Below are 14,708 nucleotides of genomic sequence, written 5' to 3' on the forward strand. Positions count from 1 at the left end.
ATAGCTAAAGTAGCGGTCATCGTTAAGAATAACTAGGCTATATGCCGTTATCAGAATATAAAAGGCAGTATCAAGGAGAATGAGTTAATTAACCAGAGTAGAAGTGATTATTTGTCATCAACTGAATAAAAAAACGACACTCTATGCCGGTTTTAAAAAATTGTATCTCAATATATTGCTGGTTCTGATAGAAACAACTGCAATATTAGCTACATACTGGAAGACTCTCCTTTAATAGCTTATTCGATGTTGATGACCACCCACTCTTTTAGCTTGATACATCAGAATATCAGAATGTTTCATTAATTCCTCTGCTGTTACGCCATCATGTGGGTACATGGCAATGCCGATACTGGCAGATATTTGAATTGATTTACCTTCAATATTATCAATTTGAGACAAGTTTTTAAGCAAGGTACTCGCCAGCTTTTTTGAATCATCAACTTTCTCTAATTGATTGATCAAAATGACAAATTCATCTCCACCGAAACGAGCAACAGAGTCAGTATCTTTAATAAGCGATTTAAATACCTCAGCAACTTGTGCTAACAGAATATCACCGATGGCATGGCCATGAACATCGTTAACAATTTTGAATCCATCCAAATCAATAAACAATATTGCAAACTTTGAGTGAGTTTTTTGATGGGTCTCAATTGCAATAATTATCTGCTTATCGAGTAATGTACGATTAGCTAACCCAGTCACGCTGTCATGATTTGCCAAAAACACCAATTTATCTTCGGCATCTTCGCGGCGCTTAATCTCTATTTTTAATCGGCGATTAACCACTAAAACCATTACAGTTATCGCACTTACGACCAAGAGCCCAATGATAAGAGAATTCATCCAACGCTGGTAAAATTGATCATCGGTATTTAATTTAACATCGTTCCACTTTTGATAAAGTTGTTGTTGAGCAGTCTTGTCAATTGTACCAATCACCCTATTAATAAGGGGCACTAGTTCCTCAAGGCCCGAAAATATACCTATCCTACTCTGCTGATCAGCTAAATCCGCAAGTAAAGACAGTTTTAAACTAGGGTAATCGCCATTTTTAAGTGAATCAGCCAATGAGGTTACTTTTTCAATAAACATATCAGCAGTACCACTCACAACAGCATTTAGGCCTGCACGTGTATCTGGGACTAATACCAACTTCAACTCAGGATATTGTTGATTTAATTGTTCAACTAACTGATACCCTTCAACAACAGCAATAGTTTTATTGTCTAATTGATTGATATTAAAAATAGGCGGTTGAGTTAAATCACTGGCCACAGCCCAAGGTGAAGGCCAATAAGGATCACTAAATGAAATCGTATTATCACGCTCGCTGTTAGACGCCAAACTGGCCACCAATTGTATCTCACCACTTCGAAGCTGCTGCATCATTTTATCAAAGGTGTCGAATGCAACAGGGATAACTGATACACCCAAATGATTAACAAATAAGGATTTAACATCAGAGTTAACCCCTAAAAACTCGCCATTTTTACCTTGAAACTCCATCGGACGCCAATCTTTAACGTAACCCATTTTGATCGCGCCTAAACTCGATAAGTATGTTTTATCTTGACTGGATAACACAATGCTTTGATTCTGCCCTGAAAAATATCGATCATCAGGATTAATAAGCCATTTTCGTTCTATTTGCAGGCGTTCTTCGGGAGAAATCAATTCAAAACCAGCGCGAATTCGCTCCTCTAAACCACTGTCTTCCGTGCGGATCAAGCTATAGATGTCAGTTGAAAACTCAATATTAATATATTGAGTAAAATCAGCCCAAAGCTTGCTGCCTAATAAATAATGAGAAGTAGTTGCAGAAGAGGCTATAAAACCAATAATGTCACCTTTAAGCGCAGCGTCAACCATCAGCTCAGTCGATTCATAAAAACGTAATTGTGCATTTGGGTATAAGTCATGGATTTCAGAAATATATGGTGCGGTAGGAAACACACCAATTCGAATATTATCAAGTGTATTTAAATCAGCAATATTCTTTTTTAAACTAAAAAAACGGCTCTTGACTGACGTGATATGCCAAGCTTGTTTGAGACCAGTGTTCATTTCATTGCTTTCAGGATAGCCAATATGAACATCAGCAAAGCCTCGCTTAACATCTGCAATAGAGCTGTTCATATCGCCAACAACAAAATCAATACTAATGCCGCTTTTACTTGACCAGAGCTTCCATAAATCAACAAATAACCCGTGGGGTAATCCGTCGTTACCGATATCAACGAAAGGTTCAACATTGCTTTGCATGGCAATAAGTAGTCCAGCATTCTGTCGGTTATAACCTAACCAACGCCGCTCAATTCGTTTAATTTGTTCAACATCAACTTTTTCGAAACCTTGATTAATTTTAGCCAGTAACTGAGCTTTACCATTTCTAACTGCTGCAACTAGATCTACCTTCGCTATCGGGATCCTTGCTGAACTATAATAGTCATTAGCAATATTTTGCTCTAATGCCATATCTCGTTGATAGCCTTCAATTCCAGCAAAGACCAGCACCTCGCCGTTCATCGCTCCAACAAGTAATGCTTCTCTGCTACTATATTTTTGAAAATTAAAGTTTGGATTAACAGCTAGAAGAGATTGTTCATGGGATGAACCATTTACAATACCTATTTTATAAGGCACTAAATCAGATAACTGATGCTTTTTACCAATCGTTTTATGAATAAATAAATAGGTTTGCAACGATGTAATTGGATTGGAGAAATCAAACAAAGTTTGTCTAGAAGCATTAGATGCCATGCCGATATGTATATCGGCATCACCCGACTGGAGCTGGTCCAAAGATTGTTGCCAATTCTGTATAAGGAATTCAACTTTAGTATCTGTAACAAGTGCCCACTCTCGCCAAAGATCAACTAAGATACCTGCAGCATGCTGATTTTCGTCTACATATTGAAATGGATAAGAATCCTCTCCCATTACAATTTTCAATGTTCCCTCTGCAACGGCGGTATCTTGTGAGCTTGCAAAAACTATATTGGCAGTACTGATTACTAAACAGAAGAGTAATCCGACGATTAATTTCAAGTGTCATCCCTATCTACTAGATATACTAATCACTATTAACGGATATAAAGCAATGCTTGTTGATTATATTCCACTAATAGTTAACAAAAATTGAACATCCCTAAGATCGTAATTTACCTCAGATTGCGTCATAATTCTAATAAATATTGCCTTGTTAACGGCCAGTTTAGCAAGGTTTTTACATAAAACGTCAAATAAGACATCACACACAAGATAATAAAATTTAATATATTTTTAACCAGTACTTGCTGGTCATCACTATGATTAGCTAAAATGTGCTTAGAATTTTAAAACCTGTTATCACATGCACTCAGAATTAGATAATATTTATGCCTCAGCAACTAATAAAGTTGCTGATTTTGTATTTGATCAAAAAGTCGCTGGCGTGTTTAACGACATGATACGTCGATCTGTTCCTGGATATGGTCAAATCATTAATACTATTGGTGACTTTGCTAGTACTTATGTCACCAAAAACTCCACTGTTTACGACCTTGGCTGTTCGCTTGGAGCTGCAACATTAAGTATTCGGCGCCAAATTGAACAACGTCAATGTAAAATTGTTGCCGTTGATAATAGTAAGTCGATGATAGAACGTTGTAGTGAAAACCTTTTAGCCTATGTCAGTGATACGGATGTAGAACTTGTTTGCGGTGATATTAGGGACATTGAATTTAAAAATGCTTCTATGGTGGTGTTAAATTTTACCCTACAATTTCTGCCAATAGCCGATCGTGACACGTTAATTAACAAAATATATCAGGGTATGCTACCTGGTGGTATTCTGGTTATCTCTGAAAAGTTACGTTTTGATGATGAAACCATACAAGTATTACTTGATAAACATCATTTAGATTTTAAACGTGCAAATGGCTACAGTGAGTTAGAAATAAGCCAAAAAAGAAGTGCACTTGAAAATGTGATGCGCCCAGATACACTCAGCCATCATCAACATCGCTTTGAAAAATGTGGCTTTCAACACTTTAATGTGTGGTTTCAATGTTTCAATTTTGCATCGATGGTGGCGATTAAATGATAAGCTTTAGCGCATTTTATAAAGAAATAGCAGATTCTAATTTGCAACATTGGTTAGAAACGCTACCGTCTATTCTGGGTAATTGGCAGCGTGAACACAAACATGGCAACTTACCCAAATGGGAAAAAGTGCTCAATAAACTGCATTATCCCACACCAGATCTAGTTGAGTTCACCTCAAATGTTACCATTGGTAGTGGCAAACAGCTTACTGATGGTCAGACAGAAAAACTGTCTAATTTACTCGGCGTATTTCAACCGTGGCGCAAAGGTCCCTTCTCTATCCATGGCATTGAAATTGATACAGAATGGCGAAGTGATTGGAAATGGGATAGAGTTAAGCCACATATATCACCTTTAAAAAATCGAACTGTATTAGATGTTGGCTGTGGAAGTGGCTACCATATGTGGCGTATGTTTGGTGAAGGCGCAAAATGCGTTGTGGGAATAGACCCTTCTCCGTTATTCTTATGTCAATTTGAGGCAGTAAAAAGATTAGCGGGTAACCAACACCCAATTTATTTATTACCATTAGGTATTGAAGAACTTCCACCTTTAGATGCTTTTGATACGGTATTTTCCATGGGCGTACTTTACCATCGTCGCTCGCCGATTGATCACATTATGCAGTTACGTGACCAATTGAGAATGGGAGGAGAGCTCGTAATCGAAACGTTAGTTATAGATGGTGATGAAAACGCGGTACTTGTCCCTAAAGACAGATATGGCAAAATGAATAATGTGTGGTTTTTACCTTCAGTGGCTGCATTAATTCTGTGGCTAGAAAAGTGTGAATTTACCAACGTCAGATGCGTTGACGTCGATATCACTTCATTAGCAGAACAACGCAGCACAACCTGGATGAAAAATGAATCGCTTGTTGATTATCTTGACCCAAATGATGTGAGCTTAACGGTTGAAGGCTACCCTGCACCGAAAAGAGCCATTATTATTGCCACTAAAAACCAACCCAATTTAGATTTAATTTAACTCATAATATTCAACAGGAATTGACATGTTTAAGCAGGCACTTGCACTAACTATTGCAGTATTGATTGTTTCAGGTTGCACAGCAACCCAGCATTCCCATGCACCATCAATCTCAAATGCTGATTTAAACAGCACGCTGCAAACATCCCAAGCACAAATTATTACCGCTTTTAATGACCAATGCAGCAAACAATCTGACGATATTACTGGATTATCGATCGAGTTACGTAAGTTAAAGACACAAGTTAGCGAAGCAATGGCACAGTCGCAAAAGCTCGCTGTCGTCCCTGTCGTTGCACCAGCACCTAGACCTGTAGCAGTGCCATCACAATGTCCTGAATCGCTCATTGGTGAGAAATTCTTATTAGGTGAAGCTGAAAGTGTTTATATGGATGAAGTTAAAACAACATTCGCTACCCGTATCGATACCGGAGCTGAGTCATCTTCATTAGATGCTCGAAACATTGTCCTTTTTGAACGAAATGGCGAAGAATGGGTGAGATATGATGTGATGACTAACGGCCCAGATAAAGCAGGAAATACTTTCGAGTCAAAAGTTGAACGCTTTGTACGTATAAAACAAGATGCTACCAGTGAAGATGATCGCCGCCCTGTTATTCATGCGCATTTAAAAATTGGTCAATATTCAGCTGAAACTGATCTAAATTTAACTGACAGAAGCCATTTAGATTACCCACTACTTCTTGGCCGTAAATTTATGAAAGATATTGCCATCGTTGATGTAGGTCAAATCTACATTCACGGTAAAGACAAAAACCAAGTGACCACACTTATTAAATAGGCGACAAAATGCACTCTCGTAAACCGTTTTATATATTTGTATTTTTACTGTTTTTTGTCGGTATTGGTGCCAGCATCTATCGTGGTATTGAGCATAACGTGCCATTTTTACCCGGTGAACAGGTTCAAAGTTGGGCAATTGATGCAAAAGTGAGCTTTAACGGCCGTAACCAGCCCGCAGAAGTGCAATTCTCATTACCTAATGATCCCGCATTTGACATTTTGGTCGAAAACACAACCTCACCAGGTTACGGTTTAACTATTACTGAAGAGCAAAATCGCAAAGCGATTTGGTCGATTAGAGAAGCATCTGGACCACAGTCTTTGTTTTACCGTGTCACACTGGTGCCAACAGGTAAATTAGAAATTAAATCTGAACAAGAACCCACTGACACTGAAGTCTATCTTTGGCCTGCAACAGAGAAGGCAGCTGCAGAACAAATTGTAGAAGAAGTTTGGCTTCGCAGTGCGACCAATTTATCTTTTGCAAAGCAATTGTTGGATTTGATCCACGATAAAAATCAAAGTCAAAATATGTCGTTATTACTGTCGACTAACACTTCGACCAAATTATTCTTACAAATGTTACATACAAAAGGTGTTCCAGCACGAAATGTCAGTGGCTTAGTATTAGAAGATCAACGTCGTCGTCAAACCTTAACGACTTATGTGCAAGTTTATCAAGATGGCTTATGGCACTTATTTGATGTTGTTAACAACAAGCAAGGCAGAGACGGTAATCTTGTATTATGGGAATATGCTGGTGGCTCTGTTTTAGAAGTCATGGGCGGTCGTAGCTCACAAGTTAGCTTTTCAATGTTACAAGATACGCGCTCCGCATTAGCTACATCTATTGATATGATGATGACTGATGACGCATTAGATTTTTCTTTGTATCAACTTCCACTTGAAGAGCAAAGTTTATTCAAAGGTATATTATTGATCCCTATTGGTGTAATGGTGGTTGTTTTCCTTCGCGTGATTGTCGGTATTAAAACATCTGGTACTTTTATGCCAGTATTAATTGCGATGGCCTTTATTCAAACCACCCTGCTAACGGGTTTAATTGGTTTTCTATTAATTGTGGCTTTCGGATTAATGATCCGCTCCTACCTCTCCACGCTCAATTTATTGTTGATATCCCGAATATCCGCGGTGATTATTGTGGTGATTTTTATCATCGGCTTGTTTACGTTAATCTCATTTAAACTGGGATTAAGTGAAGGGTTAACTGTGACCTTTTTCCCAATGATTATTTTAGCCTGGACAATCGAGCGCATGTCTATTTTATGGGAAGAGGAAGGCCCTAAAAAAGTGTTTATTTCAGGTGGCGGCAGTTTGTTTGTTGCAACCATAGCTTACCTCGCTATGAGCAGTGAATTAGTACAACACTGGGTGTTTAACTTCTTAGGTATTCATTTGGTTATCTTAGGTTTAGTACTGGTTATGGGACAATACACGGGTTACCGTTTGACCGAGTTAAAACGCTTTAAACCCTTAGTGGGAGAGAAGTAATGAAGTATGCCTGGCCTTGGGAATTAAGCCGCGCAGGCGTGCTAAACATGAACAAGCGTAATATCGGTTATATTGGTAAATACAATCCACGTAAACACTATAAACGTGTCGACGATAAGTTAATTACCAAGCAATTAGCATTAGCAAATGGCATTGCCGTACCCGATTTAATTGGTGTTGTTCAAGAACAACATGATATTGAACTGATACCTGCGATGGTAATTGATAGAAGCGGTTTTGTTATCAAACCCGCTAAAGGGTCTGGTGGTAAAGGGATCCTGGTGATTACTAGAGTTGATAATGGCCGTTATTACAAGGCTAATGGCGATGAAGTAACCCCTAACGAAATATATCGTCATGTATCGAATACATTAAGCGGTTTATTTTCACTGGGGGGCAGACCCGATGTTGCCATTGTGGAAGGCTTAATTGTATTTGATCCCGTATTCAACGGTGTCAGTTACGAAGGTGTGCCTGATATACGATTAATCGTGTTCAAAGGGTTCCCAGTCATGGGCATGCTGCGTTGTTCAACTGCAGCCTCTGACGGTAAAGCTAACTTGCATCAAGGCGCTGTTGGTATTGGGTTAGATATTGCCACAGGCAAAAGTTTACACGCGGTTCAATTTGACGTTCCAGTAGATAAACATCCTGATACTCACTTCCCTTTATCCGACATTCAAGTGCCGCATTGGGAAACGCTACTGCATACAGCTTCTAGAGCCTATGAAATGTGTGAAATGGGCTATCTTGGGACCGACATGGTATTAGATAAAAATCGTGGCCCCTTGCTCTTAGAGCTTAATGCTCGTCCAGGTTTAACCATTCAAATAGCAAATGGTAAAGGCATTCTCCCCCGCCTTAAACACGTAGAGTCTTTAAAAGGCGCGACAATGTCAGTTGACCAACGTGTAGAATATGCGAAAAAGCATTTTTGCGATCAGCCTAAGTTTTAATTTATTGGCCACGGCATTCGCCGTGGCCAATCCTTTAAGCCTGTTTGTAGATCAGTGTTTACAATTTGATGCCGAAAGTCAGGTTGCAATCCCTAATGCCTGGAAATCATCAAGCACAACACCTTATACCCCCATAACACAATCAGTATCATTAAATGAATTAGTTGAATTTGAGTCGTCGCTTCTGTCGCTCAATAATTTAAATGATCGCAATAATTACTATCGCCGCTTAACCCAACAAACAGAATATCAGCAGAATCTGCTGATGTGCCAAGTTCATTTAGCTGATGAACTCTCATGGATACTTAATCAAATTGATCCTCAATTATTGCAAGCCGATAAAACCAGATTCAAATTATCTCCACCTCAGCAGCCTTATTATTGGTATCTAACCAGTATTCAACAATTAAAAAATACCCAGCTCAATATGGACGTTAAATCTATGCTTCATGGCTTACAAACAAGCATAGAACACCAGCTAAGACAGCAGTATTTATTCGAGGCAAACGCAGAATGTGCACTAGATACTTCCTCTGAATCAACAAAGAAATCAATTGATAATATTTCTACTACTGCGCAGAATGTTGCTCGTTATCTTGTTTTGCAGCCGAAATCATCTTGTCGACAACAAGCGTGGTTAGCTTATCAAGGGCGAGCGAAAGAGATTAACCAATCAAATTTACTTGCTATTCATAAAATTAAAACAAAGCAGGCAATAGATAATAAATTTACAAACACTGCTGACTTCCAATTAAAAAACAGTGGGTTAACTGTTGAACAATTATCTCTATTTTTAAACAGCCAAACAGAAAATATCCAAATTACGCCTTGGGATTTACCACAAGCATTAAAAAAACAGCCCAAAATTGAAACCGAGATTCAAACTACTGCGCATTTCATTGACACGGTATTTGAGCAGCTATCCCTATTTAGTTTAGATTTTGAACGACTTCCAACAAGTGCAAATACCACCGATATTTATCGCGTTTGGCATAAAAAAAGATTACTAGGTGAAATTTTCTTGGATATTAATACTGGCGAAGCAGCCCAGCCAGTATACGTTAACTATTTCACGATAAAGCAGTCTGTTGTAGGGCAACAATTAGGACAATATGCTTTAAATCTGCCTTTTGAATTAACTAAGGTAAAACAGTATGACGACCTAGTATTTGCCCTAAGCGATATAGTGAATCAGTTAGCAAAAGGAAGTCCATTTTACTATGTTAATCTGCAGAATATTTCGCCACTTAATCAGCAGTTAGGTACCTATTGGTTAGCAACATGGTTAACATCAAATTTAAAACTAGATCATGAACAACACCCTAGAGTCAAACTCATTAACTCTTTTAAGAAACAACAACAGGTCTTTCGCTCAAAAGTTGCGCTACTCTTTTACCAACAACAAGATCTATCTATATTTACGTTACACCAGCCCATTTTGAATCGAATATTGTCCCAATTCTTTGAAGACAGTTTTGGTGTGCCTTATTTAACCGCTTCTGATTCAATATTTAGTTATCTTGCTATTGCTAATCAAGGGATTAATTATTATCTTCTGCTGTGGCATCAAACACTGGCGCAGTTAATTTACAATGAAACACATTCCAGTAGCCAAGCCACGGAAATGTTTGATTTAATTGTTGTAAATGAACATCACCAAAGTCTTTATGAGCAATTATCTGCCGTTTTTAAACAACCAATGGATTTTGAACACCTATTATGGAGAATCAATTATGTTGGCACTGAGCAAGAGTAAGACACTCTCGTTAGTTGCATTATCCGCTGTCTTATTCAGTAGCAGTTTATTTGCCAAAGAATCATTCGTTAATCCGATGCACAATTTAACGGGTGAACAAATTTACAGACAAATCAAAACTAATTTTGAAACTAACCTTTATACTTTACCACCAAGGGTTCAAGGCCATTACGCTATTCGTCAATTTCGCATGACAGGCGATACAAAGTACGCTAATGGGTCACTAATTGACTTGCTTACCATAGCTGAATCACAAGCTTATTTTGCCTGTAATCTCAATAAACCAAACTTCATTGATGATGAGTCAGCATTAGCGGCAAGTCTGTTAGGTGACAAAGCAAGAGGTTTAGCACGTAAAGAAGCTATTGCTCCTTATCCAAAATTTATGTTATTTACTGACTTATTGCGTTTTTCAAGTCGTATCGATGAGTTTGGTTTTACGGGTCCTTGTCATGATTTGCTATTGAGCACCTTAAAGTCGCATGATTTTGCTCCTTCCTTTACCGATAAGAAAATGATTGAGTCATGGGCTGCACAACTTATTAACTATGTATATTGGGCTAAGCAAGTCGGTGTGGGGGATTATTACCAAGTCTATAAAACGGCGTTTATTAACACTTATCCTGATAGTAAAGATGCGACACTTTCAAAGGCACAGTACAAAAATAAGATTTATGGCATGACCCATTTTATTTTTGCTGCCAGCGGATATTATCAAAATGAAGTCGATCCAAAAGAGTTTCAATGGATTTTAGATTATTTTGAAAAAAACCTAGATAAAATTATCGCCGACACTACAGCGGATATCATTACAGAAGTGGGGATTAGTTTCCTAATAACGGGGCATAAAAATCACAGCGTCACTCAACAAATTAAAAAGCACATCATTGCGGCATATAATCCAGAAACTCAAATGATACCATCACCTAAGGGGAGATCGGACTTGTCCTCAGGCGAACACAGAAACGTACTTGCCATGATGCTACTAAATTGGCCAGAAACGCTTCATCCAGGCCCATATCTGAGCAATATCGCTAGTACGAAGAAGAACCTTCCTCGTTTAGTGAATATAAAATCAGTTCAAAATACACTCGATAGCAAGCAGCAATCACATTAGTAATATCGTTGCCCAGTCTTTAATACAAAAAACCCAATGCATGCATTGGGTTTTTCTTAAACTAAACAACAAACAGTTTATTCTGAAGCATCTTCAGTACGAAATTTATCTGCTGTGGCTTTGATAATCGGTTGCAACTCACCTTTTTGGAACATTTCAGTAATAATATCACAGCCGCCAATCAACTCACCTTCGACCCATAATTGTGGAAAGGTAGGCCAGTTTGCAAACTTAGGTAATTCAGCACGGATGTCCGGGTGCTGTAAAATATCTACAAACGCAAACTGCTCACCACAGTTAATCATCACTTGTGCAACTTGAGAAGAAAAACCACAACTAGGTAATTTTGGAGAGCCTTTCATATAAACAATGATTGGGTTTTCACTCAGTTGCTGCTTAATTTTTTCTACAGTTTCCATTTTCATTCCTAATGGTAGATAAAGTATTAATTGTCGTATTGTACGACACCTTAAGCCATAACAAAATGCCACAGTTTGTAAGGGTATAGATTAATTCATCTTATGAATGGCCATAATTGAGATTTTTCCAGAAACAATGATTCACATCACAAAAATAATCAGTACAATAGCTGCAGAGCAGTGTACCTATTTAGTATTTAATTTAGGTATGAAAACGATAACCTAACTCCATGGAGAGAGACTAATGGCTTTCGAATTACCAGCATTACCTTATGCAAAGAACGCACTTGAACCGCATATTTCTCAAGAAACGATTGAATACCACTATGGTAAGCATCACAACACTTATGTTGTAAAATTAAATGGTTTAGTTGAAGGCACTGAATTTGCAGGAAAAAGCTTAGAAGAAGTCGTTAAAACTTCTACTGGTGGCATGTTCAATAATGCAGCTCAAGTTTGGAACCATACCTTTTACTGGAACTGCCTAGCACCAAATGCTGGCGGCGAAGCAACTGGTGCTATTGCAGCAGCTATCGATGCTTCTTTCGGTTCTTTCGAAGAATTCAAAACTAAATTTACTGATTCTGCAGTAAACAACTTTGGTAGCGCTTGGACTTGGTTAGTAAAGAAAGCTGATGGTTCATTAGCAATCGTTAACACTAGCAATGCCGCTACACCACTGACTGATGAATCAGTGACGATTTTAATGACTGTAGATGTTTGGGAACATGCTTATTACGTTGATTACCGTAATGCACGTCCAGAATATTTAAATCACTTCTGGCAATTAGTTAACTGGGAATTTGTGAACAGCAACTTCGCTTAATCACAATCCTCGTTATCTTAAAAAGAGCCCTAGGGCTCTTTTTTTATATGTGTAATTTTGCTTATTTACTTATTAAGAACTGTAAAAAACTATTACTAACTATAAATGCAACTATTGCAATTGCTACGTTCCCCCTTGTTTTATAAACAATAATTTATAAATCTGTTGCGCAATGTCACACTTTCTATTCTAAGCTTATATAGTAGAGGCCAAAAAGATTGATTGGCAATAACGCCAATATTGCTTAATTCCTCGCCATTGTTGCCATCCCGGCATAGACGTCTAAGGGGCTTATTATGGGCATTTTCGAACATTACCAAAAACGTTACGAGAAAAAACTCGATGATGAATATACCTTAGAGCAATTCCTCGATATCTGTAAACAGGATAAAGGTGCCTACGTTTCAGCTGCAGAGCGGTTGTTAATGGCCATTGGTGCACCTGAAGTCATAGACACATCGAAAAACTCTGTCTTAAGTCGTATATTTTCCAATCGTCTAATCTCTCGCTACCCTGCTTTTAAAGATTTTTATGGCATGGAAGAAGCGATTGAACAAATTGTGTCTTACCTTAAGCATTCTGCTCAGGGCTTAGAAGAATCGAAGCAGATTTTATATTTATTAGGCCCTGTAGGTGGTGGTAAATCATCACTGGCAGAAAAGCTTAAATCCCTTATTCAACATATGCCTATCTATATTTTAAGCGCAAATGGCGTTCGTAGCCCAGTTAACGATCATCCATTCTGTTTGTTCGATTTGGATGAGGATGGCAGCATTTTACAACAGGAATATGCAATACCGCATCGCTATCTTAAAACCATCATGTCCCCTTGGGCGGTTAAACGGTTACATGAATTTGGCGGCGATATTAGCAAATTTAGAGTCGTTAAAGTCTACCCATCAATTCTAGATCAAATCGGAATAGCAAAAACCGAACCTGGCGATGAAAACAACCAAGATATTTCGGCACTCGTCGGTAAGGTAGACATTCGCCAATTAGAGCACTTTTCACAGGACGATGCTGATGCTTACGCCTATTCAGGCGCATTATGCCGAGCAAATCAAGGCATGATGGAATTTGTCGAAATGTTCAAAGCGCCGATAAAAGTGTTACACCCATTACTGACCGCCACACAGGAAGGTAACTATAACGGTACGGAAGGATTATCGGCTTTGCCCTACACAGGTATTATTCTGGCACACAGTAATGAATCAGAATGGACAACGTTTAGGAATAATAAAAACAACGAGGCCTTTTTAGACAGGGTTTATATCGTCAAAGTGCCCTACTGTTTACGTATTTCAGAAGAAATGGAAATTTACCAAAAACTGTTGTTCAATTCTGAGCTATCTCAGTCTCCTTGCGCCCCTGGCACACTGGAAACATTGGCCCAATTTAGTGTGTTATCTCGGATTAAAACGCCTGATAACTCCTCTGTTTACTCAAAAATGCGTGTTTATAACGGTGAAAGCTTAAAAGACACAGACCCTAAGGCAAAGTCGTATCAAGAATATCGTGACTATGCAGGTGTAGATGAAGGGATGAACGGTCTATCTACTCGTTTCGCGTTTAAAATTTTGTCTAAAGTGTTTAACTTTGACCATACCGAAATCGCCGCAAATCCGGTGCATTTATTTTATGTGCTTGAGAAGCAAATCGAACAAGAGCAATTCCCCAGTGAGGTAAGTGAACGTTACCTTGAGTTTTTAAAAGGCTATTTAATCCCTAAATACGTTGAGTTTATTGGCAAGGAAATTCAAACCGCTTATCTAGAGTCCTATTCCGAATATGGTCAAAACATATTTGATCGTTATGTAACCTATGCTGACTTTTGGATCCAGGATCAAGAGTATCGAGATCCTGAAACAGGACAACAATTTGACCGAGCATCACTCAATGCTGAGTTGGAAAAAATAGAGAAGCCAGCCGGAATTAGTAACCCTAAAGACTTCAGGAATGAAATTGTTAACTTTGTATTACGCGCCCGCGCTAATAATGAAGGCAATAATCCTTTGTGGACCAGTTACGAAAAACTGCGAACCGTGATTGAAAAGAAAATGTTCTCCAATACCGAAGACTTACTACCAGTGATTTCATTTAATGCCAAGACATCGAACGATGATCAACGCAAACATGATGATTTTGTTAATCGCATGATGGAGAAAGGCTATACCAAGAAACAGGTCAGATTGCTGTCGGAATGGTATTTACGCGTACGTAAATCATCATAACCCAACAA

11 protein-coding genes are annotated in these 14,708 nt (G+C 38.4%); 9 read left to right on the forward strand and 2 right to left on the reverse strand.

The features are described 5' to 3' along the window. Positions 1–231 precede the first annotated feature (231 nt). The gene (locus FJ709_RS10090) at positions 232–3,054 is read right to left on the reverse strand and encodes a transporter substrate-binding domain-containing protein (protein ID WP_226409945.1); all 2,823 of its coding nucleotides are present in this window, start codon (positions 3,052–3,054) and stop codon (positions 232–234) included. Positions 3,055–3,358: 304 nt separating this feature from the next. On the opposite strand from FJ709_RS10090, the gene cmoA reads away from it, so the two are divergent. The 7 genes from cmoA to FJ709_RS10125 are packed head-to-tail and all read left to right on the forward strand — an operon-like array spanning position 3,359 to position 11,224. Beyond that, positions 3,359–4,090 (forward strand): carboxy-S-adenosyl-L-methionine synthase CmoA, encoded by a 732-nt coding sequence (gene cmoA, locus FJ709_RS10095; RefSeq protein ID WP_226409946.1) that lies wholly within the window; start codon positions 3,359–3,361, stop codon positions 4,088–4,090. After that, complete coding sequence (cmoB, locus tag FJ709_RS10100) at positions 4,087–5,079, forward strand: tRNA 5-methoxyuridine(34)/uridine 5-oxyacetic acid(34) synthase CmoB (RefSeq protein ID WP_226409947.1); 993 nt, start codon at positions 4,087–4,089, stop codon at positions 5,077–5,079. Before cmoA ends, cmoB begins: the two co-directional genes overlap by 4 nt. Positions 5,080–5,104: 25 nt before the next feature. Then, entirely contained in the window at positions 5,105–5,881 is a 777-nt protein-coding gene (locus tag FJ709_RS10105) for an ATP-dependent zinc protease family protein (RefSeq protein WP_226409948.1), read from the forward strand. Between the two features lie 8 nt (positions 5,882–5,889). Beyond that, on the forward strand, positions 5,890–7,395 hold the full coding sequence (locus FJ709_RS10110) for an inactive transglutaminase family protein (protein WP_226409949.1): 1,506 nt from the start codon (positions 5,890–5,892) through the stop codon (positions 7,393–7,395). Next, entirely contained in the window at positions 7,395–8,351 is a 957-nt protein-coding gene (locus FJ709_RS10115) for an alpha-L-glutamate ligase-like protein (RefSeq protein ID WP_226409950.1), read from the forward strand. Before FJ709_RS10110 ends, FJ709_RS10115 begins: the two co-directional genes overlap by 1 nt. Further along, a complete protein-coding gene (locus FJ709_RS10120; RefSeq protein ID WP_226409951.1) occupies positions 8,314–10,107 on the forward strand; it encodes a hypothetical protein in 1,794 nt (597 codons plus the stop codon). Before FJ709_RS10115 ends, FJ709_RS10120 begins: the two co-directional genes overlap by 38 nt. After that, the gene (locus FJ709_RS10125) at positions 10,085–11,224 is read left to right on the forward strand and encodes a DUF3541 domain-containing protein (RefSeq protein ID WP_226409952.1); all 1,140 of its coding nucleotides are present in this window, start codon (positions 10,085–10,087) and stop codon (positions 11,222–11,224) included. The genes FJ709_RS10120 and FJ709_RS10125 overlap by 23 nt, the downstream gene beginning before the upstream one ends. Before the next feature lie 77 nt (positions 11,225–11,301). Here the strand turns inward: FJ709_RS10125 and grxD are convergent, their stop codons facing one another. Beyond that, a complete protein-coding gene (gene grxD / locus FJ709_RS10130) occupies positions 11,302–11,643 on the reverse strand; it encodes a Grx4 family monothiol glutaredoxin (RefSeq protein ID WP_226409953.1) in 342 nt (113 codons plus the stop codon). Positions 11,644–11,887: 244 nt separating this feature from the next. On the opposite strand from grxD, the gene sodB reads away from it, so the two are divergent. Then, entirely contained in the window at positions 11,888–12,469 is a 582-nt protein-coding gene (gene sodB, locus FJ709_RS10135; RefSeq protein WP_226409954.1) for a superoxide dismutase [Fe], read from the forward strand. Between the two features lie 296 nt (positions 12,470–12,765). Further along, positions 12,766–14,700 (forward strand): PrkA family serine protein kinase, encoded by a 1,935-nt coding sequence (locus FJ709_RS10140; RefSeq protein WP_226409955.1) that lies wholly within the window; start codon positions 12,766–12,768, stop codon positions 14,698–14,700. Positions 14,701–14,708 lie beyond the last annotated feature (8 nt).

The organism is Shewanella glacialimarina (genome assembly GCF_020511155.1).
Taxonomy (GTDB): Bacteria; Pseudomonadota; Gammaproteobacteria; order Enterobacterales; family Shewanellaceae; genus Shewanella; species Shewanella glacialimarina.